The following is a 24389-nucleotide window of genomic DNA, read 5'->3' as shown; positions in this document are numbered from 1 at the left end:
ATGCGCAGACCCTTCCACGAATTACGGTTCCGTTGCGCGCACCTTGCAGCCGAGTCACGATGATACCGCGCGGGTCCGCGTGTCGCAATTCGCGCGGTGCGTCGGCATAATGGAGCGCATCCCCCGGAACAGGAGGTGGCTCCATGCGACGCGTCGTCACGTTAGGGCTCGCAGTGTTGGCGGTCTTTCAGGCAGAAGCCGGGCCCGCGCGCGCGTGGGAAGGCACGATTACGCTGCCGACGTATTTGATCTACAGCAGCGATTTTAATCCGCACTTCTACGACATCGAAGGCGTCATCATTCATCCGTACACGATGCAGGACGATCTGGGCGACGAGCGCGTCGATCGCGAGTACCGCGCCGTGTTTGTCGAAAACGAGTTTCTCAAGGTGACCTGCCTGCCGCAACTCGGCGGGCGCATCCACTCCGTGTTCGACAAGACTACAAACCACGAGATGTTCCACACGAACACGGTGATCAAGCCCGGCCTCATCGCGATGCGCGGCGCGTGGATTTCCGGCGGCATCGAATGGAACCGCGGACCGCAGGGCCATACCGTCACCAGCTTTTCGCCGGTCAACGTCACCTCGCGCGAGAACAAGGACGGCTCGGCGTCGCTCATTATCGGCAACATCGAGTCGAACTTTTACACGAAATGGGACGTTGTACTCACCCTGTACCCGGACAAGGCGTACCTCGATGAGGAAATCGCCATCTACAATCCCACCGACGGCGTGCACAGCTATTACTTCTGGAACTGTACGGCGTTTCCGTGCAAGCCCGGAACGCGGTTCATTTATCCGATGACGCTCGGTCAGGACCACGACGGAAAACAATTTTTCTCGTGGCCCATTCACGAGGGCAAGGACATCACGTGGCTCAAAAACTACGACAAGCCGTCCTCCGTGTTCGCGTACCAATGCGCATTCGACTTCTTCGGCGCGTATGACGTGGACGACGATCGCGGGATCGTGCAGTTCGGCGACCACCGCGTGATCACCGGCAAGAAGGCCTGGACCTGGGGCCAGTCCGGCGACGGCATCGCAAGCCAGCGCGCGCTCCACGACGACGGCAGCCAGTACATCGAAGTGCAGAGCGGGCCGCTGCAGACGCAGGCGGACTACGGCCTCCTGGGGCCGCGCCAAAAGATTGCGTGGCGGGAGTGGTGGTATCCCGTGCACGGACTCGGCGACGGATTCGAGTACGCGACGAAGGACGTGGCCATTCAAACCAGGTGGCCGGAGTCAGGCGCCGGTACGCTGGAAGTGCGCATGATCGGCACCGGCGTTTATCCCGGCGCGATTTGCAGCATTCGCAGCGGCAGCACTCCAACGGTCCAGACCGTGGACCTTTCACCCTATACGCCCGTCGTGTTGCACTCACCCGCCGGGAAAAGCGGCGCCGCAACGATCGAAGTGCGCACGGCGGACGGCGAAGAACTTGCACGGTACACGTCGCCGCTCGAGATTCCGCCGCGCACGGCGCCGCCGCCGCCTGCAGCGAGCGGCGCGGAGCCGACGGTCGAGGAACTGTACATACAGGGCGTCGGGCACGAGGAGCGCATCGAACCCGGGCCCGCGCGGGAAGCGTATGAAAAGGCGCTGGCGCTCGATCCGGGATACAGCGATGCGCTCGTGGCGCTCGCGCGGCTCGACTATTGCCGCGGCAATTATGCGCAGGCCGCCGAGCGCGCGACGAAGGCGGCCGAGCGCGACCCGGGCAAGGGCATGGCGTGGTATTACCTCGGCCTCGCCCTGCTCGAGTTGCCCGCCGAGCAGCGCGCGATGCATCCCGTCGATGCCGCGTACAAGGTCGTTGGAACGCTCGACCATAAACTGTTGGGCCATGACCTCGCGGGCCGGGCGTTCATGCGCGAGCGCCGCTACGCCGAGGCGGTGCGCGAGTTTCAGGCGGCCGTGGCCGCTGATCCCGGCGACGCGATGGCGAACAACCATCTGATCACCGCGCTCTACGCAACAGGCAACCGAAAGGACGCGAACCTGCGCGCGGCAGTGCGAACGGGCGCGGATCCGTTGGACTTCATTCCGCGCGCCATCGTGGGCCTCGGCGACCGGCGCGCGCTAGACACGTTCTGCGATTACGTGAAGAGAAAATCCGGTCACCCGGACGCGGACGTTTCTCATGTCACGCACTTTTTGATTGATGCAGGACTCCACGCGGAGGCGTACGACATGGTGAGCACGTTCTACGGAGAACCGGTGCCCAACCCGACCGGCGTGATTTACCACGGTGAGTTTCCCGACACGCGCCTGCGCGCGGGCCCGTGGTACACGCTCGCATGGCTTGCCCATATGACGAACAACGACGCGAAGGCCAAGGACTATCTCGATCGGGGAGAGGTGCAAATTCCGCATTACGCTTTCTCCGCCAAGCCGAGCCACAGGGACATTTACGAATACGCCATTTCGGTCGATCCGGACAACGCGAACGCGCACCTTTCGCTGGGCAATTTGCTGGCGCATCTCGGCGATCTCGAAGGGGCGGTCAAACACTGGCAAACGGCCACCGAGACCAGCAACCCCTATAGCGTGCCGTTCCGAAATCTCGGAATGCACGCGTGGAAAAAGGAGAACAACCTGCAGAAAGCGGCGGACTTTTTCGCCAAAGCCATCACGGCGTGGCCGTCGGACCAGACGCTCTACTGCGACGCGGCGAGTATTCTCATCGCCGACAATAAGCGCCCGGAGGCAATCGCGCTTATCGAAGGCATGCCGCTCGACCATCCCCGCCGCGGCGACATTACCGTGCTGCTCGCCAACGCGTATAACGACGAGAAACGCTACGACGATGCCATCGCGTTGCTCGAACAGGCGAACTTCTCGAATTGGGAACTGAACACAGCGTCGTGGCGGGCGTTCCACGCCGCGCACATCGAGCGCGGCAAAGTCCGCCTCGAGGCCGGCGAACACCAGGGGGCGCTCGACGACTTCACGGCGGCGTTGACCTACCCCGACAACCTCGGCGTCGGCCGGTCCGCCAAACCGGAGGAAAGCGAGGCGCTCTACTGGAAAGGCAAAGCCCTCGCCGCCCTCGGCAGGTCCGATGACGCTCGTGCCGCCTGGACCGAAGGCGCCGGCGGCGCGGACAACTCCGACAAGCAGAAGGAATACATCAAACTCTGCAAGGACGCACTCGCGGCAGCGCCTTAACGACAGCGAGGCCATCGGAAAAAGTGTTTCCTGCTTCGCAGAGCGCTTGTACTCCGAGTAAACCCTCCATCCTTTGTCCCACGCCGTTGCACTCCGGACAATAGAATTCCATACCACGGACCGCGCGGATGGGATTCGGGCCGCCGTAAACCCGCGTCAGCCACTTGACATCTCCTACGTTCTGTAGTAGACTCTACTACACGACGTAGGAGAACTCTCGTGGCCAAGACATCAACCGCCATCAGCCCCGCGGAACTGACTGTACTCAAGGTCCTTTGGAATTTGTCGCCGCTTACGGTCCGAGAGGTGTGCGATACGCTCGCATCCCAAAGACAGGACTGGGCATATACCACCGTCCAAACCTTGCTGAACCGCCTTGTCACAAAGGGCGCGGTGAAGCGGAACCCGGAGGGCCTTGCGCACCGATACGCCCCCGCTGTGAGCCGCTCCCGTCTCCTTGCATCGCGACTGAAGGACTTGGCGGAACAGGTCTGCGACGGCGCGGCCAGCCCGCTGCTGAGCGCGCTCGTTGATACGCACGAATTCACCCCGGAAGAACTCGCGGGCTTTCGAGACTTACTTGATCAACAACAGCAGCACCATGCAAACAAGAAACCGCGCAAGCGAACGCGATAAACAACGGCAGCGGAGAACGACTCTAAAGACGGAGGCTCGGGACGCTGGAGACGCTCGGGGACTGTCACCGCTTCGGTGGCTGCCCCCACTAGGGCCCAATCGTAATCGTCCTCGTAATCGAGTATTTGGCTTCGAAAGCGGGTAATACGCGCGACTGTTGCTAGACAAATTCTTGAATTGCACGAATTCGAGGAGGCAAACGTCATGGTATGGTTGCTAACCCAACATCTCGTGGTGTGCGGCCTGCTCGCCGTGGTAGTCGCGACCGCGTGCCGCATATTCAAACTCGCCCCGGCAACAAGGCACGCCCTTTGGCTCGTGGTGCTCGTGAAAGTGCTGTTGCCGCTCCCCGTGATGTGGCCGTGGTCGATACCGTTACCGGAGACCTGGATCGGGCAGGAACGCGCGGCGCCCGCCATCCCATACGCCGCCGGGCCCACGATACAAATACCGAAACCGCCCGCCGACGAGATCGCCCCGGCGACGTCGCCACCCGCCGCTCCGGCCAATCTCACGGAGCAGGCGCGTTGGACTTTCCCCAAGCTGACTCGGGCCAACGCCGGACACGTGGCGCTTGCGCTGTGGGTTGCGGTGGGCGTGACGCTGCTTGGCGTGCAATTGGCCAACCACGCGCGCTTTCTACGTCGGACGCGCCGAACGCAACCCACGCCCGAATGGCTGGCGGAATTCGCGGCAACGATCAGCGAACAACTCGGCGTGGCCCCGCCCGGCATTCGCATTGTTGATGCCGCGCCATCGCCCTACGTCTACGGCCTGCGGCGCGCAAACCTGATTATCCCTGCCGCGTTGCTCGACGCGGTGCCGCGCGAGCGCTGGTCCTGCATCCTCGTGCACGAACTCGCGCACCTGAAACGCCGCGACCACTGGGTCCGCTGGCTCGAACTTGTCACCGGCGGCGTCTGGTTCTGGAACCCCGTCTACTGGATCGCGCGGCGCAACCTCCGCGCCAACGCCGAACTCGCCTGCGACGCGTGGGTTGTCTGGGCGCTGCCCGATCAGCGCCGCGCCTATGCCGAAACCCTCATCGACGTTTCCGAACTCATTGCCAAGAGCGCCGTTCCCATCGCCGCACTCGGCATCGGCGCGCGAGGCGTCCGAATCGATTTCGAAAGGAGGCTTACCATGATTCTGCATGGGAGGAATGCGCAACGAACAACGTGGAAAGCGGCGGCGCTCGTTTGCGTGCTCGCGTTGGTTGCATTGCCGGGCTGGCCGGAGCATCGCACGGTGCATGTCGCAAAAGGTCCTGCGACTAGCACACCGCAGACCGCAGCAGAAGCACCGCAACCTGCGTCCGAAAAGCGTACAACGCCCGAAAAAGCCCTGAGCAAGCCGGTTGCGATTGAGTTCCAAGATCAACACATCTCCAAAATCATCGAGTTCCTGGCCGATTTCGTCTCAGTGAATATCGTCGTTGACCACCGGGCAGTGAAGCCCGGGTCAATCGTGCCCAAGGGCACCCTGTGGCAACCACCCAGTGGAAGGAAAGTTTCCGCTGAGCGAACATACGTTTCGGACGGTCTCTTGCCCCCGCTCGACCTCAAGGGAGCCACGACAAGGGCCATTCTCGATGAATGGACCGGCAAGTTGAAGCTGACCTACAAAGTCTTGCCCGCCAGAATACTCATCACGACCCCGGATCAGATCGAAAAGGACGGCGCGCTCCTGGACACCGACGCGTACCCAAAAGTCCAACCCGCTCGAATGGACAGCGCCCTGAATAATACGATTGACTGGTCAAACGGGAACGAACACATCGCAGTCGCAGCGGGTAAACTGATGAACACAATATTCGTTCCGATCACGGTCGATGCGCGGGTCGTCTCCCGGCCGGATCGGGCCACGCCATCGTACGCCGAGCCCGTCGCCGTTCAACCTCCGCCCCCGGACGATCCCGAGCTGGATCGCCTGTACGTAACGGACGGAATGGTTCAATCGATTAGACTGGAGGAGGTTCCGCTCGCTGACGCGCTCAAAGCGTTAACCGAGCCGCTGAATCTCGCGTATCGTCCAACCTCAAATTTCATCTGGTTGACCGCAGCCGAGCGCATCGATAAGGACGAATTTGCCGATCCGCCCGTCCCCGCTAACGCAAAGGAATTGGGCGCGAAGCTACAGCAGCCCGTGGCCATTGAGTTCGACAACACGCACGTTTCCAGAATTCTTGAATTCATAAGCGGTTTCGCGAGTGTAAATCTTGTCCTCGATCAACGCGCAGTTCCGCCTCCATCGAAGGAACGCCAGCGATATCCGGCGTACTTGGTGAAGACGGGGGACAAGTTCACGTCGACCGGGTACGTACCGTACATCAAGCTCGAAGACACACCGTTGAAGGAAGCCTTGAAAGCGCTGCTGGTTCCACTGGACCTGACGTATAGAGTTGAAGAGCACACGATCTTTGTAAGTACACCGGAGTTGATTTCTTCATCGCAGGTTGAGCCTAAGGATTCGCGCGAAGCAGAGCCGGCCAAAAATCAAGGCGAGCCGCTGCGTACGCCTGTCTCAATTGAATTTGACGGGGCCCATGTCTCAAGAGTCGTTAAATACATGTCGGAAATCGTAAAGGACAAACGTGTAAACATCATTATCGATCCCCGGGCGGTAAAACCCGCGCCTCAGAATGTTGGATTGCCCGTCCCGGGTGTGCCTGGTGCGCAACTGCCGGCGCCGGGCAGCGCAGGGGTAACTGCGCCTCCGCCGGCAGGGACCGCCGAACAGGCCAAGTCGGATGCCGATCAAATGTACACGACCGATGGAATCGTGCCGTATATCAAACTCGACGACGTGCCCTTGGACGAAACGCTACAGGCAATCTTGCGTCCTCTGAATCTTGCCTATGAAGAGCGCCCTGGCTTCGTCTGGATCACGTCGAAAGACCGCATTGGCGCGGACGACTGGAGCGATCCGCCCACGCCGGGCGACGCCAAGGAATGGGTCAAGAAACTCGATGCGCGCGTCGCATTCGAGTTCGACAACACGCACATTACCAATATCGTGGAGTTCATGGGCAGCTATCTCAAGATGGATATCAGATGCGACGCCAGGGCCGTTCCTGCGCAGGCCAAGCCCGTACCGGGTTCGCCAACATCTCCCTTTACAATGAAAGACGGCAAACCCGTTGCGACCGGCTACTGCACCTACGTCAAATTCGTAGACGTGACGTTCCGAGAAGGCCTCAAAGCCATGCTCATTCCGATGGGCCTCACCTATCGCGTCACGCCTGACTATCTTGTTGTCACCTCGCCGGAACTGGCGCGAGAAACGAAGCAGGACGAATGGGCCAACGTTCCGTACTTGGGTGAACAATTGTCCAAGCCGGTCATCGCGAACCCCTAAGCCAGCAGGCGCCGCGCCAGCAATTATCCTGAGTCTTAACCGCATCGTCGACTGGATCGATGGCGGCTACCGCGCGGAAATCGTGTCAAACGTTTCCGCGCGAGCCCACCACTACATGAAAGGGAAAGCTTCGAGCATTTCAAAGTTCTGAAGATAAATCCCGGATCGCTTGTCCAATATGAAACATGGTTTGCTACGAAGCGCACCAGGGTCGCGTGGCTTTTCAACGTGACCTGAGTTGAATAGCGTCGTTGGAAACGATCGCAGTTTTTCCAGGCAATTGTTCCAATACATCCGCGCGTTCCATGAACTTCTGTAGCAATGCAATGACATCCGAAGCGGTAGCTTCCAACCCAAGCCGCAGGACTGCAATTCCGCGGTAAATCGCGGGAGGATACCGGCGCGTGTTTCCAAAGCCACGATCGCGTGTGAGAATGACGAGGTCATTTTCAAGCGCGTACCGCGTGATAGTTTCGTCGTCGGCTGCGCGCAAACCGATGTCACGCAAATGTACCGACTCATGGCCGCATGCGAACAGGAGTGTCTTAACGGAATGCGGTACGTTTGTGTCGACTAGAAATTGCATGGTTCCGCTATACAGTCAGCGGAAAGTATTCGCCTTGCTCAATAACGTCCTCGGCGAAGCGCAACGCGGCAAGAATGTCGTCCCGCGTCACGTCGTAGTTTTGTTCAATCTCGTCGTACGTCATGCCGCCCGCCAGGCTGCCAAGGACGAGGACGACAGGTACGCGCGTGCCCTTGATGACAGGTTTCCCATGGCAAACCTGCGGGTCTATTGTGATTCTGTCGTTCATCGCGGGCCCTCTATCGGCAGCCGTGATCGTAAGACTCGCCCCGACGCAGATGCAAGCGGCTACTTCCCGTCCTTTGTGATGCGCGAGATGATCGATGTCGTTGAGCGGCCTTGGACGGAGGGGAGAATGACGATCTTCCCGCCGAAGGATTCGACGGCGCGGCGTTCGGGTTGGATGATGACGTCACCCTCGTCCAGCCAATATTGCGAGTGGTTTCGTCCGTTTCGCTACCGAAGGTTTAACTTGGCTGAGTTCCCAATTCTTCTGGAGGTTGAGCCATGTCCCGGGCGAAACGTTGAACGCCCTTCCAAGCAGAACGGCCATTTCCGCGGAAATTCCCCGCTTCCGGCGGCAGATCTCGTTGATTTTGGACGGATCCACGTTCAAATGCCGAGCGAGTTCGGCCTGAGACAAGTGAATCTCATCCAACATTTCTCGAAGTACATCTCCCGGATGTACTTTGATCGCAAAATTACCCGGAAATCTGTGCATGATATGCCTCAATGATAATCTATTATTTGCACGTCTTCGGCGTTCTTGCCGATCCATCTAAAGCAAATTCAATATTAATCGTTTATACTAATCGCGTAATAGCCCGCACGATCTCCCTTAAGAATGTGAAGTCCAAGCCCTTTTCGCGATTTGAGATCGTCAAGTGACTCGGCGGCGGCGAGGAACGCCAGCCGTCGGCGCGCGGCGTCGTGTAATTGTACGGGCAGCGTGCTTCGCGCGCTTCGCGAATTTTCGGACTTCGCAATATCACGGCTGCCATTGTCGCGATACGAAACTATTGGCACATTCACACTTTGCCACAATGTCCCAAGGGACTCAAACCGGCAGGTTGGAGAAACCGGCGCCCCGATGCTCCACTAAACGTTTCTGGCGATTCGCGAGATAATCGACGTCGTCGAACGACCTGCGACCGCGGGGAGGATGGCGATCTTGCCGCCGTAGGATTCGACAGCGCGGCGCTCGGGCTGGACGATGGTGTCGATGGTGTAGTCGCCGCCTTTGGCGTAGATATCGGGCTTGAGTTGTTTGATCAAATCCAGCGGCGATTCGTCGTTGAAGATCGTCACGAGTCCGACGCATTCGAGCGCGGAGAGGACGAAGGCGCGTTCCATCTCATCGATGATGGGGCGGTCGGGACCTTTGAGTTTGCGGACGGACGCGTCGCTGTTGAGGCCGACGACAAGCACGTCGCCGAGCGCGGCGGCGCGTTGAAGGTAGGAGATGTGGCCGACGTGCAGGATATCGAAGCAGCCGTTGGTCCACACGACGCGTTTGCCTTCGGCGCGCAGGCGTTCGAGTTCCGCTTTCAGTTCGTCGAGCGGCTTCAGTTTCGCCGGGCCGGACGCCGAGAACATGGCGCGTTCGAGTTGCGCGATGGGCACGGTCACCACGCCGCGCTGCGCGACGGCGACGCCCGCGGCGTAGTTGCCGATGACGGCGGCGTCACTGAGCGATCCGCCGGCGACGAGCGTGACCGCGACGGCCGCGGTGACGGTGTCGCCAGCACCGGTTACGTCGACAACGGAAGCAGGATCAACGGTCGTTGGATGATCGCTAATCGATCCGTCAGCGGCAAAGACGCGTATGCCGTGCTGTCCACGCGTGACCGCGGCGTTTTTGCAGACGTTCAACAACGCTTTGCCCGCAGCGTTCAGCGTCTCCTCGTCGACCACGTCGATGCCGGTGCCGATTCCAGCCTCGCGGTCGTTCGGCACCATCACGTCGAACCCGTGGAACTCGCCTGCGCGCCCGCGCGAATCGCCCACGGTGAGGAGTTTGTGTTCCTTCGCGCACGCGACAACGGCATCGAGCACGCGCCGCGTCGCAACGGACTTCACCTGATCGGTCACGACAATCGCGTCCACGTCCTTCGCACGCGCGCGGATGTTCGCGATGATCCGGTCCTCGACGTCGCCCTCGATGAACACGGGTGTCGGCGTGTCGGTGCGCAGGATTTCCTGCGTGGGGATGTTGAACCCGCCCGCGCGCAGTTTGCCGTAGGTGTTGGTGGCGCGTGTGGGGTGCACGACGAGGCCGGACGTGTCGACGTTGCGGACCGCGAACTCCTTGCGCACGATGTCCGCGTTTACGTCGTTGCCGACGTAGCCGACCATGGACGTCTTCGCGCCGAGCGCGGCGACGTTGCACGCGGCGTTGCCCGCCGCGCCGGGATTGTGCTTGCGCTCGTGCACCTCGTAGATCGGGATGGGCGCCTCCAGGCTTACGCCCGTTACGATGCCGTACACGTTCTCGTCGAGGTAAATATCGCCAACGACCAACACGCGCGCCTTCGAGAAACGCGCCAATAAGTCACGGTAATGCGAGGTGTCCATAATCGATCAACGTACTCCGCAAGCGCCCCTGAAAAGAAGCGGAATTGTATCGATTGCAGGCGCCCTGTTGCCACTTCACGGAATTGTGGCATCCTATGCGCCGTGAACGACAGCGAGCGCCGCATAACGGAACTGGATGGCATCCGCGGATTGGCGGCGTTGGGCGTCGTGGTGTATCACTACCACCGGCATTTCGAGGCGGCGCCGTGGGATGCGCTGTTGTTTCCGATCTATCGTGGCGGGCTGCTATTTGTCGATTTGTTCTTCGTGCTGTCCGGCTTCATTCTCGCGCAGGTCTACTCGCACGAGGCGCGGTACCCGACGCTGCGGTCCGCCGTTGTCTCGCGAATTGCGCGGCTGTACCCGTTGCACCTGCTCACGTTGGCGGCCGTGGGGGCGTTGCAGAAGCTACACGTGATTCTGACGGACCACTGCTTCATTTACGTGTACAACGACTGGTACCACCTCGCGCTGAATCTGTTCATGCTGAACGAATCGGGTTTGCAGCGCGGGTTTTCGTTCAATGGCCCGTCGTGGTCGATCTCGACGGAGTTTATCGTCAACGTTTTGTTCCTGGCCGTCGCGTTGCGCAGCCCCAAGCGCGCAATGATGCTCGGCCTCGCGTTGATTGCCGGGATGATTGCGCTGAACGCCGTCGTCGGGTGGACCGAGCCGCCGCGCTACCTGGAACCGTTCAGCCGTTTGTTCCGGTGCTTCCTAAGTTTCGGCGCGGGCTTGGTGTTGCGGGGGGTGCACGAGCGGGCGCGGATGAAACGGCTGCCCGGATGGTTGGTCGAAGGCGCCCTCGTCGCGGCTATCGGCGCGATGCTGTACCTCATGGCCCGGCCCGAACGCACGGCGACGTACTACGCGCTTGCGCTGGTGGTCTTCCCGGCCATCGTGCTGCTCTCGCTGCGCTCGCGTTTCGTGGGTGGCGCGCTCCGCACGCGCCCGATTGTCCATCTCGGGCACATTTCATTCTCTGTGTACCTGCTCCACTACCCGCTCGAACTGTTCTACAAAGACCTTATCGCACTCACCGGCTTTCGACCGCCCTTCGAAAACGTCGTCATGCTCGCGCTGGTCGCCGTCCTTTGCGTAGCGGTTTCCCACGTGACGTGGAAGTATTTTGAGATGCCCGCGCGGAAATGGCTGAAGAACGCCCTGACATAAACCCGTCTTGAACGTCGTCCGGCCGGAGTGGTGCGGGTGCAAAGGACCAAAACGACCTAAACAGCGAGGGCGTAATCCACTATTTCACGAGCAGGGCAATTTCGATTGCGACCTCGGAAATGCGGCCACGCGATTCGTATGGTTTCGCTAGGTGTGCGATCGGCTGGCCGCGAGCAACTCGTTTCCTGTTGCGCGGACGCAATCGAGCAAACTGGCGAGGTGCGTTTCTCCCGCGAGCGGGTTCAGCAGAGTGACGCGCAGGAAGTGACCTTTTGGCAGGCGCGCCTGGACAATGTAGAACGCGCCGGACTCGACGATGTGCTTGCGGATGGCGGCGTTGAGATCGTCCAGGGCGATCACGCCGGCGGGCGCGTAGCGGAAGCAGACGATGTTCGCGTCCGGCTCGATCGCAAGTTCAAAGCCGCTCGTGTCGCGGACCATTCGCGCGAATGTCTTCGCGAGGTCGTACTGGCGCGTGACGTAGTCCGCGAAGAACTTCGTGCCGTAGCACATGAGCGCGGCGTACACCTTGAGACACATCATGCGTTTGGTGCATTCCATCGTGCGGTGGCCCGGGTTGTACCATTCCTCCTGCGGGCTCTTGTCGATGAGATACGACGCGCGATCGTCGAACGTGCAGAACGAATTCGCGCCGTCGCGAAAGATCACGCCGGTGACCAGCGCGGGCATGAGCAGCATCTTGTGCGCATCGAACACGACAGAGTCCGCGCGCGCGCAGCCGTCAAGCAGATGACGATACTTGCCGCTCAATCCGGCCGGACCGCCGTGTGCCGCGTCGACGTGAAACCAGAGTTCGTGCGCGCCGCAGAAGTCCGCGATGCGCGCGAGCGGATCGTAAGTCCCAGTCGGCGTCGTACACGCGCTGCCCACGACACACACCACGCGCCGGCCGCGGGCCTCAGCCTGTTTCACGGCTTCGGGCAGCGCCTCGACGCGCATGCGAAACGCATCGTCGCAGGGCACGGCAATCGCCGCGTCCTCACCCCACCCCATGACCTTTACCGCACGCTTCACGGAATAGTGCGCCTGATCCGACACCAGCACGGCAGGCGACTTGCCGTCCAGCCGATCCTGCGTAACGCGCCGCATCGCGAGCAGCGCTGTGAGATTTCCGAGACTGCCGCCGGACGTTATCACGCCGTCGCACGCGGAACCGAACCCAACAAGGCCGCCCATCCACTTGATGATGGCGCGCTCCATCGCGACGCCGTGCGGGCCCATTTCGTACACGGCCATGCCGTTGTTAAGGATCGATGCGACCATGTCGCACAGCGCGCCCATCGGCAGCGGTCCGGGCACCTGATGTCCCATGTAATTCGGATGATGCAAATGGTTCGCCTCGTCCAACACGCGCGCCAGCAGATGGTCGAGGTCCTGCGCGGGCGCGGCGGGGAACGTCTGCGGCCACCGCTCGAGCATTTGCTCCGGTTCCACCCACGGCAGCACCGGCATCTTGTTGCCGCGCGCTGCGGCCGCAATATAGTCCGCAAGCGCGTCAATCAATGCGTGTCCGTGCGCTCGAAATGCATCGGGACTGAACGCGCGTTCAAAGGAAGTGGTGTCAGGCATGGATGACTCCTGGAAGGGCACAATTCTCGCAAGCGACCTTGCGTGTGTCAACGCAACCCGTGGACCGCGCCGGTTGTGTGCGGCTCTGCTTTCGTGCTCGAAGTGGTCCGCAAAGTTCGGTCAAATGGATGCAAGAGATCAGCCGCGTTCCGGCTTTGTGTCGCGCGTCATGAGCGCGATAACCGCGTCGCGCGCGTTTGCATTCTCGTAGAGCACGCGATACACCTGTTCCGTAATCGGCATCTCGATGTTGCGCTTCTTTGCGAGCGCCAATGCCGCGCGCGCCGTGCGCACGCCTTCCGCGACCATCGGCGAGGACGCGAGGATGTCGTCGAGTTTCATGCCCGACGCGATCTTTTCGCCCACGCTTCGATTGCGGGAATGCCGGCTCTCGCACGTGACAATCAGATCGCCCATGCCGCTCAGCCCGGAGAACGTCATCGGGTCCGCGCCCATCGCAACGCCGAGCCGCGCCATTTCCGCGAGCCCGCGCGTGATGAGCGCAGCCTTTGCGTTGTCGCCGAGACCGAACCCATCACACACGCCCGCGGCAATTGCGATGACATTCTTCAGCGCGCCGCCCAGCGCAACCCCGGTGATGTCGGGACTCGTATACACGCGAAACGTTGGCGCGGTGAACGCTTGCTGCACACGTTCGCACGCCGTCGCATCGCGGCCCGCCGCGACGAGCGAGGCCGGCAGATCGTTCGCGACCTCTTCCGCGTGGCTGGGGCCGGAAAGCGTCACCACGGTGCACGGCGCCGCGACCTGTTCGATCACTTCGTGCATGCACAGCATTGTCTCGTTCTCGATGCCCTTTGCGACGTTGACGAGAATCGTCTGCTGCGAGAAGCGGTGCCGCTCCGCCACTGCGCGCATCGCGTGCGAGGGGACGGCGAGAACGGCGATTTCGCTGGAAGGATCGATGTCGCGCGCCACGTCGATTGTTTCCGGCAAGAGTACACCGGGTAGGAAATGCGGACTTCGCCGCTCGTTGCGCAGCATGTCCGGACCGTCTTCCTCGCGGCACGAGAGGCGGACGGCATGCCCGTTGCGCGCGAGCAACCGCGCGATGGCTAGGCCCCAACTGCCCGCGCCGACGACTTGGATGTGCATTAGAAGGATATCCGCCGCGAAGGGGTTTTGGATTTTGGATTACGTACGCACACGACTCGACCACGCGAGGTAGCGTATAGGGCGTACTGCGTCGGGCACTCGGAGCGGGAAGCACGGGCAACCGCACTCGCGCTGATCGGATTGGCTTTCCAATCCAAAATCCAAAATCCAAAATCCAAAATTACCTCCGACATCGTTGGCCTACGACCGTTCATCGAGGAATCCCGTCAACGGCGACGACGCTTCCGCGGTGCCGCGCTCCGGGCCGAGTCCCGCGCGATAGGCCATGCGGCCCGCTTCGGTGGCCATCGCGAATGCGCGCGCCATTGCGCGATGGTCGCGCGCATCGGCGAGGGCGGTGTTCACGAGCACGGCATCGGCGCCGAGTTCCATGGATTCGGCGGCGTGCGAGGGCGCGCCAAGGCCTGCGTCCACCACAACGGGGACATTCGATTGCTCGATGATGATCCTGATCATGTCGCGTGTGCGCAGGCCGCGATTGCTGCCGATGGGCGCACCGAGCGGCATGACCGTCGCCGCGCCGGCTTCTTCAAGTTTCTTCGCGAGAATGGGATCGGCCTGAATATACGGTAGAACGACGAAGCCATCCTTGACGAGCATTTCGGCGGCGCGCAGGGTCTCGATGGGATCGGGCAAGAGATAGCGCGGCTCCGGCGTCAGTTCGAGTTTTACCCACGGCTCGCATCCCAGCGAGCGCGCGAGTTTCGCGAGCCGCACTGCTTCTTCCGCCGTGCGCGCGCCGGAGGTGTTCGGCAGCAGCAGGTGCCGTTTCGAGTCGATGGCGGACAAGATGCTGTCTGCATTCGGGTTTTTCAGGTCCGCGCGGCGCAACGCTACCGTCACGATCTCGGCGTCGCAGCCGTCGAGCGCTTCGCGTAACGCTTCTGTCGATGGGAACTTTCCCGTTCCCACCATCAAGCGCGAGCGAAACGTGCGTCCCGCGATCACGAAAGGGTCGTCGATGTGATGAAGATCGTCGATCATGGCGTCCTATTTTTAGCGAGTGGCGCGTGGATTTCAGGCACACGAGGAAACGCTTATCGTATCAAACGCCCGGGAAACGCTCAACGATTGCCGGTGTAGCGCAGACCCGGCTGCAATGGTACACTCTGCGGATGTTGAGCACGGGGGGAGGTCCAACTGCAATGGCAAGGGAACGCGTTGTGCCCGGACCGAAGGGGAGACCCATCGCGGGGTGTGCGCGGGAGATCGGCGAGGATCGCATCGAGTTTCTACTGTCCACCTCGCGCCAGTATGGTGAACTGGTCCACTTCAAGGTGTTTGGGCAGTCCCTGTACCTCGTGTCAAATCCCGACTATGTGAAAGAAATCCTCGTTACCAACGCCAAGCACTTCCACAAGAGCAGTCTGCTTCGCGTAGCTCGGTTTATCCTTGGTGACGGCCTGCTTACAAGCGAGGACGATTTCCACCGCCGGCAACGGCGCATGATCCAGCCGACGTTCCACTCGCAGCGCGTGAACCGGTACGGCGAAATCATGATTGAGTTCGCGTCGGCGTTTGCCAAATCGTGGGAGGAATTCGACGGACATCCCATTGACGTATGGGACGAGATGATGCGGCTTACGCTTGCCATTGTGAGCAAGACGCTGTTTGGCGCAAGCATGGAATCGGAAGACCACGAAATCGGCGAGGCCCTGAAGGAAGTCATCTCGATATTCGAGCGCGTATCGCAACCGCTCGCCGATCTCGGATTGCTGTTGCCGACTCCCAAGAACCTCCGCGTCCGGTTGGCGCGGCGACGGATCGAGCGGACAATGGACCGTATCATCCGCGAGCGGCGCGCGAGCGGCGAAGACCGCGGCGACCTCTTGTCCATGCTGTTGAAGGCGCAGGACGAAGACGACGGCGGCGCGATGACGGACAAGCAGGTGCGCCACGAGATGGTGACGTTGTTTCTCGCGGGCCACGAGACGACCGCGAATGCGCTCACGTGGGCGTGGTACCTCTTGGCGTTGCATCCCGAGATCGAACGGAAATTGCATGCAGAACTCGACTCCGTCCTCGGCGGAAATACGCCGGCGCCGGCCGACGTTCCCCGGTTGGAATACGCGCGGCGCGTGTTCGCGGAAACGATGCGGCTGTATCCACCCGCATACCTTATTGGCCGCACGGTTCGCGAAACGTTTCGGCTCGACGGCTACGAGATTCCGCGCGGCGCGCAAATCCTGTTGTGCCCGTTCGTCACGCACCGCAACGCGAAGTACTTTCCCGATCCGCTGCGTTTCGATCCCGATCGCTGGGCGCCCGAGTTGCAGCAGGACCGCCACAAGTTTGCGTATTATCCGTTCGGAAGCGGGCCGCGCACCTGCGTTGGCGAACCGTTTGCGTGGATGGAAGGGATTCTGCTGTTGTCCGTGCTGGCGCAGCGTTGGCGGTTGCGGCTCGAACCGGGCCATCCGGTGGAGTACGATCCGCAGATCACACTGCGCCCGAAACACGGAATGACGATGCGGCTCGAGCGCCGCGCGGGTGCGGGTGCAGTTGGCGCGGCGAGCAACGGATAGGTCGGTTTTTAATCTGGAGGGGTGTGGGTCATGGCGAGAGCGCACGAGATTGAATACGAAATTCACGGCGACGACATGCAACTGGTGGAAGTCATCCTGGACCCGGGCGAGGGTGTGCGCGCGGAGGCGGGCGCCATGACGTTCATGGAACCCGGCATTCAGATGGAGACCAGCACCGGCGGCGGACTGCTGAAGGGCTTCAAGCGCATGGTCACCGGCGAGAGTTTCTTCATTACGAATTTTACCAACAATGGCGCGGGCAAACAGAAGGTCGGGTTTGCCGCGCCGTATCCCGGCAAGATCATCCCGATTGATCTCGCGAAAGTCGGCGGCACGTTCATGTGTCAGAAGGACTCGTTTCTCTGCGCGGCACAGGGTGTCGATATCAATGTTGCGTTTACGAAGAAAATCGGCGCGGGCCTCTTCGGCGGAGAAGGCTTCATCCTGCAAAAGCTCGAAGGGGACGGGCTCGCCTTCGTTCATGCGGGCGGCACGATAATTAAGAAAGACCTTCGCGCGGGCGAGACGCTGCGCATCGACACGGGGTGCCTTGTCGCGTTTCATCCGACGATGCGCTACGACATTCAGATGGTCGGCGGTTTCAAGAACGCGCTCTTCGGCGGCGAAGGTCTCTTCCTCGCAACGGTCTCCGGACCCGGCCCGGTGCTTTTGCAGAGCCTGCCGTTTTCGCGCCTGGCCGATCGCATCATGGCCGCGGCGGGCGGGTCGAAAGGCGAATCGAAAGGCGTCGCGGGCCTCGGACGAAACTTGCTTGGCGGAATGATCAGCGGCGACTGAGCGCGAGATGACCGCGGCGCAATCGGTTGACTCACGAGAACCGCTCGAGGAATCGGGCGGTGCAACTGCGCACTCTTATGGGGCGCTCGCGCTGGTGCTGATCGCGCTGGCGTTGCGCATCGTCGAATACCTGCACAACAAGGCCATTTGGCTTGACGAGGCGCACCTCGCGCTAAACATTCTCCAGCGCGGCTATGCGGGCCTTACCGAGCGGCTCGATGCGGGGCAGGGCGCGCCGTTGATGTTTTTGTGGGCGGAACGATTCACTGCAAACGTCCTCGGTCCCGGCGAGTATTCGTTGCGCTTGCTGCCGCTTATCGCGTCGCTTGCGTCGTGCGTACTGCTGTACGCGCTGCTACGCCGCACGTTGCCCATGCGCGGGCTGCTGATGGCGCTCGCGATATTCGCGCTGGCAGTTCCCGTCATTCGGTACGCATCGGAAGTGAAAGCGTATGCCACCGATCTCGCCGTCGCGCTTGCGTTGTATCTCATGGTCCTTCCGCTGGAACGCAGACCGCTTTCGCCGGGCTACGCCGCGCTGCTTGCGGTATGCGGCGCCGCGAGCGTGTGGTGCGCGTTTCCCGCAACGTTGGTATTGGCCGGTCTAGCTGCCGTTCTCATTGTGCGTGCCGTGGGCGAAAAGGGCATGCGCAGTATTGCGATGGCCGCGGCGATTGCCGTCGCGTGGACCTCAAGTGCAGCCGCCAACTATTGGCTCATGCTGCGCCACAACACCGAGAATGCGGAAGTGCGAACATGGTGGCTGGATCGGTTCATGCCGCTTCCGCCCACCTCGCCGTCGGATGCGTATTGGTTTGTCCGGACCTATTTCGAAGTCTTTGCAGAACCGATGGGGCTCGGTGCGGCCGGGTTGGGGGCGCTGTTATTCCTGTTCGGCGTGTATACCTTGTGGAACACCAACCGAATTCGCCTTGCGTTTCTGCTGGCGCCGATCGTGTCGACGCTACTCGCCAGCGGCATGCAGGTGTACCCGTTTATGGGCCGGTTCCTGTTGTTTCTGGTTCCGCTGATCTTGATTGGGATCGGCGAAGGCTGGGACTTTTTCGCAGCGAACGCGCGGCACCGAGCGGTCGTCGTTGCGGCCGCGGCGGTCCTTCTGGTACAGCCCGCCGCGGGCGCGCTGAAGGGCGCAATGCAAGGCGGCGGCGACGGTGTGCGCCCCGTGTTCGACCATGTCGCGCAGCATTTCGCCGAAGGCGATAAGTTGTACGTCTATTGTTGGGCGGTCCCGACGTTCCATTATTATGAATTGAAATCGGGCGTGGACTATCCAAAGGTCGACGGCCAATCCTCGCGGGCGGACTGGCCGGGCTACGTGCGCGAGATCGCGCCGCTACGGGGCAATTCCCGAGTGTGGGTCGTCTTGACCAATACGCCGAGGCAACTCGTCGGGCAGGAAGACAAGTTCATTCTCACGCATCTGGACACGATCGGCAGACGCTCCGGCGAGCGAGTATTCGCCGAGTCGAGTGTCTACCTCTACGATCTGCGGGGCCCCTCCGATCATGGCGGGTAGTCTCGTTCGCGCGACGCGGGGCGCCGGACTGCTCGAGGGGTTTCTTGCGCGCAAGCGGCGGGAGAAAGCCCTCGACCTGCTTCGCCCGTCCGGCGCGATCACGGGCGTGCTCGATATCGGGTGCGGCGCGTTCCCGCTACTGCTTATGAATATCGAGGCGGCCGAACGCATCGGCATCGACCAGTCGGTGGAGCCGGACGTGGCGCGGGCCAGCGCCGCGCGCGGCATTGAGATCGTCGCGCACGACCTCGCGCGAAATCCTTCGTTGCCCTATGAAAGCGGACGATTCGAGGTAGTCACGATGCTCGCGGTCATCGAGCATGTCCCGCGCGATGCGGGCCTGACCGTCGCGCGCGAGGTCCATCGCGTACTCAAACATGGCGGAAAATTCATCTTAACAACGCCGGCGGCCTGGACAGACCCGATCCTGCGATCCATGGCGCGGTTGGGGTTGGTGAGTGCGCAGGAGATCGACGAGCACAAGGCGCTTTTCACGCGCGCGACGCTGGGAACTCTACTTCGCGACGCCGGTTTTGACCGTTCGCGCATCACCGTTGGCGCGTTCGAGTTGGGTATGAACCTGTGGGCACTGGCTATACGGTGACGGGGGACAAAAAAAGAGGACCGAAATCTTGCGATTTCGGCCCAAATCTATAAACACTCCGCAGCCTCAGATATGCTCCTGGCCGCGAGTCGTTTTAGAGACCACGGAACTTTCGTACCGTGGCCTCCGCGGAAGGAGAAACGCCACATGTGGCGCTGACCGTCCTGATTGTAGCACGAGTGCAACCAGAACGCAACGACAATTATTCGGTCCGGGAAGCGGTTGGAGTGGGCCTAAGATCGGGCCTTCGCGACGGCATTTCGCCAAGCTGCAAGGGCTTCGAGCCTGCGGCTCTCGCTCCATTGTGGAACAAATTCTCGATCCAACTTCCACCGGGCCCGCAGCTCGTCGAGACCGCTCCACACCTCCGTTGCGAGGCCCGCTAAGTAGGCAGCTCCAAGTGCCGTCGTTTCAGTTACTTGCCCGCGTCGAACGGGAATTCCGAGCACATCGGCCTGGTGCTGCATCAGCAGGTTGTTATTCGACGCTCCACCGTCTACCTTAAGTATTGGAATTTCGTGGTTTACGTCGTTTTTCATACTGCCGATCACGTCTGCGGACTGGTATGCAATGGACTCGAGTGCTGCGCGCACGAGGTGAGCGCGCCCCGAGCCGCGGGTCAGGCCGGTCAGGATGCCGCGTGCTTGCATGTCCCAGTAGGGGGCGCCCAACCCGACAAACGCGGGAACCAGATGGACGCCCCCGGTATCCGGCACTTGTGCGGCTACGGTCTCACTTTCCGCGGCACTCGAGATCAATCGAAGCTCGTCACGCAGCCATTGGACCACCGCGCCGCCGATGAACACGCTGCCCTCGATAGCGTACTCGACCGTATCCCCGATTCCCCAAGCGACGGTGGTTAGCAGGCCATGCTTCGAGTGTACCGGCGCAGGGCCGGTATTCATCAACGCGAAGCAGCCTGTGCCGTACGTATTTTTACACTCGCCCGTCTCGAAAGCGGTCTGCCCGAATAATGCGCTTTGTTGGTCGCCGCACATCGCGGCCACGGGAATCTCCGGCCCAAAGAGCGACGTCGTCCCGAAGATTCCGGCCGTTGGCCGGACTTCGGGCAGCAGTTCCGGGGGAACGTCGAGGTGATTCAGAATGGACGCGTCCCAGCTCAATTTGTGGATATCGAACATGAGCGTGCGTGAGGCGTTCGAATAATCGGTCGCGTGCCGGCCGGTCAACCGGAACAGCAGCCAACTGTCAATCGTGCCGAAACACAACTCGCCGTGGGCAGCCCGCAATCGCGCGCCCGGAATATTGTCCAGCAGCCAACGCACCTTCGTGCCCGAGAAGTAGGCATCCAAGACCAGACCGGTTTTGTCGCGGAATTCCTCGACCAAACCTTCGGAACGCAGGCGGTCACAGAGGTCTGCCGTGCGACGGCACTGCCAGACGATGGCATTGTGAATGGGCCGGCCGGTCGCGCGTTCCCACACCACGGTCGTTTCGCGCTGGTTGGTGATGCCGATGGCCGCAATATCGCCCGCCGTGATTTTCGCCTGAACGATGGCGGCCCGGGCCGTCTCCACTTGGGACCGCCAAATGGCCTCCGGATCATGCTCGACCCAGCCCGGCTTGGGATAGAGTTGCTCGAATTCCTGCGCGACCGAGGCGCAAATCGTGCCGTTCTGGTCGAAAACGATTGACCTCGAACTGGTTGTCCCCTGGTCCATCGCGAGTACGAAATTCTTGCCCATGGTACGCGCGGCCCTCCCCTCTGCCCGGTGGCGCAATGATACAACATGGGGGCACGTTTGGGGTGAGCCGAGGCCGCTCCACTACCCCATGTGTCAATCGGGTTTTGTTTACCTTGACAAACTCAAGAGCCTTTGGTTAGCATACGGGCGCGTAAACACGGGGGATAATCCACCGTTAAGAAGGAGGAATCTGTCATGCTGGATCTGGACTTCATTTTCAACTTGCTCTTGACTGCTGCCGGACTCGATCTGGAAGGCTCGCTTGCGTCCTTCTACGATTCGTTCGCGTACTCGATCCTGCTTTGGGTACTGAATCTCGGCGGCATCATCTAAGCATCCGAGCGATCGAGAACTGATTCGAACTGAACACGCCCGCTTGCGGTGTGCGAGCGGGCGTGTCGTTTTTGTTTTAGTCAGGCCGGCATGAACCGGCCGCTCGTCTGGGTTGCAGCCAGCATGCTCGGCGGCGTGCTGGCGGCGTCGTGGGGCTTCGCGCCCGGCGTTGCGCCCCTTGCTTGCGTCGCCGTGGCGGCGGTGCTGGCCGCGGTCCGGTTTCGGAATCCGCGGGTTCGGCCACTTGTAGTCGCGCTCGGCTTTGCCGGCGTCGGCGCGGCCCACTGGAACCTCACGCTCTCCCCCAACTCCGACGCGCTGTGCCGGCACGTTGCCGGCCACTCCAACCTGCCCATCACCCTTGAAGGAGTCGTGCGCGGCGTTCAACTCGTAATGCCGGGTGATGACCGGTTTCGCTTCACGGTGGACATCAATCGTCACATCAGCGGCTCCACGTCAACGCCGCTGGAAGGTCGCGCGGTTGTTCACTGGGCGCGCAGTGCGACGCGGCTCTATCCCGGCGACCGGATCCGTTTGGAGGGAAAACCCCGCGTCGCGATCGCGGAAGTGAACCCGGGCGTGAACGGATACGAGGACTATATGCGCAACCGCGGCGTGCACACCGCAATCGAAGCGTCGGGACCGAACGCCGTTGAGCGGCTCCGCGCCGCGCCGTGGTACTCGCCGTGGCAATGGGCGGCGCGCTTGCGGCAATTGCAGGCGGAAAACCTCGCGCGAGCGATGCCGCACGACGTGCATTCCTTTGTATACGCGATATGGCTCGGCCATCAGAGCGCGCTCAGCCAGACCGAATACCAGGATTACGTCTGGTCCGGCACAGCGCACATACTGTCCGTTTCGGGCATCCACGCGGCGATCATCGCGTTCTCGCTGCACTTTGCGCTGCGCGTGTTGCAGGTGCCGCGGCGCGCGCGGGCGGTCCTTGTGATGCTCGCGGTGTTCGCGTTCGCGATGGCCGCCGGAGCGAGCGTGCCCGCATTGCGCGCGGCAATCATGGTGTGCCTGTATTTGTCCGCAGACCTGGTCGAGCGCGAGCCGGATACGCCGACTGCGCTGAGCATTGCGGGAATCGTCTTTCTGTTGTGGGACCCGCGCAGCGTGTTCGATATTGGGGCCCAACTTTCGTTCGCAAGCGTCGCGTCCATATTGTTGTTTGTGTCGATCGTCCAGGATTGGATGGACGAGGCGTACGGCGCGCTGCGCGCGAAGTTGGACCCGAAGCAAGCGGGGCCGCTCGAACACGGATTTGTGTACAGGACATTGCGCGCACCGCTGGCTGTTTCGTTTTCCGTTCAAATCCTGCCCTTGCCAATCGCCGCGGCGAGCTTCCATGTGTTGCCGTTGGCTTCGCCGATCGCGAACCTGATCGTCATACCGATACTCGGCGCGGTGTTGTGGTTGTGCTTTGCGGCGTCGCTGCTGTCGTTCGTGTGGTTGCCCGCCGCGCAAATCGCGGGGTATGCAACGTGGCTGCCGATCGAAGCGTTGCGGTCCGTTGCCGAGGTGAGCGCGTCGCTGAAGCCGGCGGCCTTGGCGCTGACGACACCGACCCCATTTGCGTGGGGAGTGTACTGGATCGCGGCGGCGCTGCTTGCGGCGTCAACTGCCGTGCGCAAGGAGCGGCGCAAGCGCGTGCTGGCTTGCGCCGCGATTGCATTTGTTATCGGCTTTGCCGCGTGGCGGCCTTGTGGGCGCGAGCCGGAGATTGTCATGCTCGACGTGGGACACGGCGACGCGTCTTTCATCCGCATGACCTCCGGCGAGACGCTGCTCATCGACGGCGGCGACGCGAGCGAGTATGGGGATCGCGGACGGCAAATCGTCGCGCCGTTCCTCTGGGCGCGCGGCGTGACCCAACTCGACGCGTTGATGGCGTCCCACGGCGATCGCGATCACCTTGGCGGTCTGATCTACGTTGTCGACAACTTCCGCGTGGGTACGGCGATTCTCGGAGCGGTGGAAACGGATCGGCCGCTCGAGCGGGAATTTCTTGCGCGGTGCGGAGCTCGGGGCACGACAGTCGTACGCGTCGCGCGCGGCGAAACGCTCCACATCGGTGACGCGCAGTTTGCCGTGTTGCATCCGGCGCCCGATCTGCCGCCCACAACGCTGCCCAACAACCTCAGTATCGTCGCGCGCGTGCCGTTCGGCGGGAAGACCTTTCTCTTTTCCGGGGACATCGAGGACGAGATCGAGCGAACGCTTGACCCCGCGGCGATCGATGCCGACGTGCTGAAGGTGCCCCATCACGGAGCGGATACGTCAAGCACACCGGCGTTCATCGACGCAGTGACGCCGGAGTATGCCGTTATCTCGACGGGTTCCCACGGCCGCCGTGTGATGGACCAGCCGATCGTCGACCGCTACGCCGGCCGTGGCATCGCCGTGCTCCGGACCGACCGTCTCGGCGCGATTCGCTTCACGCTGCAGGACGGTGAATTGCGCGTCGAAGCCGAGCGCGCGAAACGCGGATACGCGATTGCACAGAATTGAAACCGGACGGAGTATTCCCGGAAATGGCTGCGCCGAACGTTGCGGGCAGCTTCGTCCGGGCGTGGATGAAATTGGCGAATGGCAAAGGACGTAAACGACATAAAGGACCAAAAGGACGCTAACGACATGGGGCGGGATGGACTAATTCG

18 protein-coding genes and 1 pseudogene are annotated in these 24389 nt (G+C 61.5%); 10 read left to right on the top strand and 9 right to left on the bottom strand.

Translation table 11 applies throughout. The annotated features are described in order from the left end of the window. The first annotated feature begins 143 nt into the window (after positions 1–143). From HUU46_02510 to HUU46_02500, 3 genes are all read left to right on the top strand, one after another. Positions 144–3170, top strand: a complete 3027-nt coding sequence (locus tag HUU46_02510) for a DUF5107 domain-containing protein (protein ID NUM52493.1) — start codon at positions 144–146, stop codon at positions 3168–3170. A gap of 219 nt (positions 3171–3389) precedes the next feature. Then, positions 3390–3806, top strand: a complete 417-nt coding sequence (locus HUU46_02505; GenBank protein ID NUM52492.1) for a BlaI/MecI/CopY family transcriptional regulator — start codon at positions 3390–3392, stop codon at positions 3804–3806. 204 nt (positions 3807–4010) lie between these two features. Beyond that, entirely contained in the window at positions 4011–7163 is a 3153-nt protein-coding gene (locus tag HUU46_02500; protein NUM52491.1) for a M56 family metallopeptidase, read from the top strand. A gap of 223 nt (positions 7164–7386) precedes the next feature. Here the strand turns inward: HUU46_02500 and HUU46_02495 are convergent, their stop codons facing one another. The 5 genes and pseudogenes from HUU46_02495 to rfaE2 form a co-directional block, all read right to left on the bottom strand. Beyond that, positions 7387–7749, bottom strand: coding sequence for a DUF5615 family PIN-like protein (locus HUU46_02495; protein NUM52490.1), 363 nt, complete (start codon positions 7747–7749; stop codon positions 7387–7389). 7 nt (positions 7750–7756) lie between these two features. Beyond that, positions 7757–7978, bottom strand: coding sequence for a DUF433 domain-containing protein (locus HUU46_02490; GenBank protein NUM52489.1), 222 nt, complete (start codon positions 7976–7978; stop codon positions 7757–7759). A 183-nt stretch (positions 7979–8161) separates the two neighbouring features. Next, on the bottom strand, positions 8162–8470 hold the full coding sequence (locus HUU46_02485; protein NUM52488.1) for a HigA family addiction module antidote protein: 309 nt from the start codon (positions 8468–8470) through the stop codon (positions 8162–8164). A gap of 68 nt (positions 8471–8538) precedes the next feature. Next, positions 8539–8793 (bottom strand): annotated as a pseudogene (locus tag HUU46_02480) (type II toxin-antitoxin system RelE/ParE family toxin). Between the two features lie 54 nt (positions 8794–8847). After that, the gene (rfaE2, locus tag HUU46_02475; GenBank protein NUM52487.1) at positions 8848–10323 is read right to left on the bottom strand and encodes a D-glycero-beta-D-manno-heptose 1-phosphate adenylyltransferase; all 1476 of its coding nucleotides are present in this window, start codon (positions 10321–10323) and stop codon (positions 8848–8850) included. A gap of 102 nt (positions 10324–10425) precedes the next feature. Here rfaE2 and HUU46_02470 point away from each other — a divergent pair, with 102 nt between their 5' ends. Beyond that, positions 10426–11496 carry an acyltransferase gene (locus tag HUU46_02470; GenBank protein NUM52486.1) on the top strand — a complete coding sequence of 357 codons (1071 nt, stop codon included), beginning with the start codon at positions 10426–10428 and terminating at the stop codon, positions 11494–11496. Between the two features lie 147 nt (positions 11497–11643). Here the strand turns inward: HUU46_02470 and HUU46_02465 are convergent, their stop codons facing one another. The 3 genes from HUU46_02465 to HUU46_02455 all read right to left on the bottom strand — a co-directional run bounded on the left by HUU46_02465 (position 11644) and on the right by HUU46_02455 (position 15207). After that, positions 11644–13086 (bottom strand): aminotransferase class I/II-fold pyridoxal phosphate-dependent enzyme, encoded by a 1443-nt coding sequence (locus HUU46_02465; GenBank protein NUM52485.1) that lies wholly within the window; start codon positions 13084–13086, stop codon positions 11644–11646. A 138-nt stretch (positions 13087–13224) separates the two neighbouring features. Then, complete coding sequence (locus HUU46_02460) at positions 13225–14202, bottom strand: NAD(P)-dependent glycerol-3-phosphate dehydrogenase (GenBank protein NUM52484.1); 978 nt, start codon at positions 14200–14202, stop codon at positions 13225–13227. A gap of 201 nt (positions 14203–14403) precedes the next feature. Next, entirely contained in the window at positions 14404–15207 is an 804-nt protein-coding gene (locus tag HUU46_02455; GenBank protein NUM52483.1) for a thiazole synthase, read from the bottom strand. A 161-nt stretch (positions 15208–15368) separates the two neighbouring features. Between HUU46_02455 and HUU46_02450 the strand changes: the two genes are divergently transcribed. Genes HUU46_02450 through HUU46_02435 form a run of 4 tightly spaced genes read left to right on the top strand, consistent with a single transcriptional unit; the run spans position 15369 to position 19687 of the window. Continuing rightward, positions 15369–16748, top strand: a complete 1380-nt coding sequence (locus HUU46_02450; protein ID NUM52482.1) for a cytochrome P450 — start codon at positions 15369–15371, stop codon at positions 16746–16748. Between the two features lie 30 nt (positions 16749–16778). Continuing rightward, positions 16779–17546 carry a TIGR00266 family protein gene (locus tag HUU46_02445; GenBank protein NUM52481.1) on the top strand — a complete coding sequence of 256 codons (768 nt, stop codon included), beginning with the start codon at positions 16779–16781 and terminating at the stop codon, positions 17544–17546. 7 nt (positions 17547–17553) lie between these two features. Beyond that, complete coding sequence (locus HUU46_02440) at positions 17554–19083, top strand: glycosyltransferase family 39 protein (GenBank protein ID NUM52480.1); 1530 nt, start codon at positions 17554–17556, stop codon at positions 19081–19083. Further along, entirely contained in the window at positions 19073–19687 is a 615-nt protein-coding gene (locus tag HUU46_02435; GenBank protein ID NUM52479.1) for a class I SAM-dependent methyltransferase, read from the top strand. The genes HUU46_02440 and HUU46_02435 overlap by 11 nt, the downstream gene beginning before the upstream one ends. Before the next feature lie 233 nt (positions 19688–19920). Here the strand turns inward: HUU46_02435 and glpK are convergent, their stop codons facing one another. Then, positions 19921–21393, bottom strand: coding sequence for a glycerol kinase GlpK (gene glpK, locus HUU46_02430; protein NUM52478.1), 1473 nt, complete (start codon positions 21391–21393; stop codon positions 19921–19923). A gap of 195 nt (positions 21394–21588) precedes the next feature. Here glpK and HUU46_02425 point away from each other — a divergent pair, with 195 nt between their 5' ends. Continuing rightward, positions 21589–21726 (top strand): hypothetical protein, encoded by a 138-nt coding sequence (locus HUU46_02425; GenBank protein ID NUM52477.1) that lies wholly within the window; start codon positions 21589–21591, stop codon positions 21724–21726. Between the two features lie 90 nt (positions 21727–21816). Continuing rightward, on the top strand, positions 21817–24240 hold the full coding sequence (locus HUU46_02420; protein NUM52476.1) for a DNA internalization-related competence protein ComEC/Rec2: 2424 nt from the start codon (positions 21817–21819) through the stop codon (positions 24238–24240). Positions 24241–24389: the final 149 nt, after the last annotated feature.

Source organism: Candidatus Hydrogenedentota bacterium (assembly GCA_013359265.1).
Lineage (GTDB): Bacteria > Hydrogenedentota > Hydrogenedentia > Hydrogenedentales > SLHB01 > JABWCD01.
Note: the sequence above shows the minus strand (reverse complement) of the source record. Positions and strands in the feature narration are given on the sequence as shown.

What these genes read in the sequence shown, in the direction of transcription:
- HUU46_02510 (NUM52493.1), top strand. Translation starts at nt 144, where the DNA reads ATGCGACGCGTCGTCACGTTAGGGCTCGCAGTGTTGGCGGTCTTTCAG.
- HUU46_02500 (NUM52491.1), top strand. Translation starts at nt 4,011, where the DNA reads ATGGTATGGTTGCTAACCCAACATCTCGTGGTGTGCGGCCTGCTCGCC.
- HUU46_02495 (NUM52490.1), bottom strand. Translation starts at nt 7,749, where the DNA reads ATGCAATTTCTAGTCGACACAAACGTACCGCATTCCGTTAAGACACTC.
- HUU46_02490 (NUM52489.1), bottom strand. Translation starts at nt 7,978, where the DNA reads ATGAACGACAGAATCACAATAGACCCGCAGGTTTGCCATGGGAAACCT.
- HUU46_02485 (NUM52488.1), bottom strand. Translation starts at nt 8,470, where the DNA reads ATGCACAGATTTCCGGGTAATTTTGCGATCAAAGTACATCCGGGAGAT.
- rfaE2 (NUM52487.1), bottom strand. Translation starts at nt 10,323, where the DNA reads ATGGACACCTCGCATTACCGTGACTTATTGGCGCGTTTCTCGAAGGCG.
- HUU46_02465 (NUM52485.1), bottom strand. Translation starts at nt 13,086, where the DNA reads ATGCCTGACACCACTTCCTTTGAACGCGCGTTCAGTCCCGATGCATTT.
- HUU46_02460 (NUM52484.1), bottom strand. Translation starts at nt 14,202, where the DNA reads ATGCACATCCAAGTCGTCGGCGCGGGCAGTTGGGGCCTAGCCATCGCG.
- HUU46_02455 (NUM52483.1), bottom strand. Translation starts at nt 15,207, where the DNA reads ATGATCGACGATCTTCATCACATCGACGACCCTTTCGTGATCGCGGGA.
- HUU46_02450 (NUM52482.1), top strand. Translation starts at nt 15,369, where the DNA reads ATGGCAAGGGAACGCGTTGTGCCCGGACCGAAGGGGAGACCCATCGCG.
- HUU46_02445 (NUM52481.1), top strand. Translation starts at nt 16,779, where the DNA reads ATGGCGAGAGCGCACGAGATTGAATACGAAATTCACGGCGACGACATG.
- HUU46_02440 (NUM52480.1), top strand. Translation starts at nt 17,554, where the DNA reads ATGACCGCGGCGCAATCGGTTGACTCACGAGAACCGCTCGAGGAATCG.
- HUU46_02435 (NUM52479.1), top strand. Translation starts at nt 19,073, where the DNA reads ATGGCGGGTAGTCTCGTTCGCGCGACGCGGGGCGCCGGACTGCTCGAG.
- glpK (NUM52478.1), bottom strand. Translation starts at nt 21,393, where the DNA reads ATGGGCAAGAATTTCGTACTCGCGATGGACCAGGGGACAACCAGTTCG.
- HUU46_02425 (NUM52477.1), top strand. Translation starts at nt 21,589, where the DNA reads ATGCTGGATCTGGACTTCATTTTCAACTTGCTCTTGACTGCTGCCGGA.
- HUU46_02420 (NUM52476.1), top strand. Translation starts at nt 21,817, where the DNA reads ATGAACCGGCCGCTCGTCTGGGTTGCAGCCAGCATGCTCGGCGGCGTG.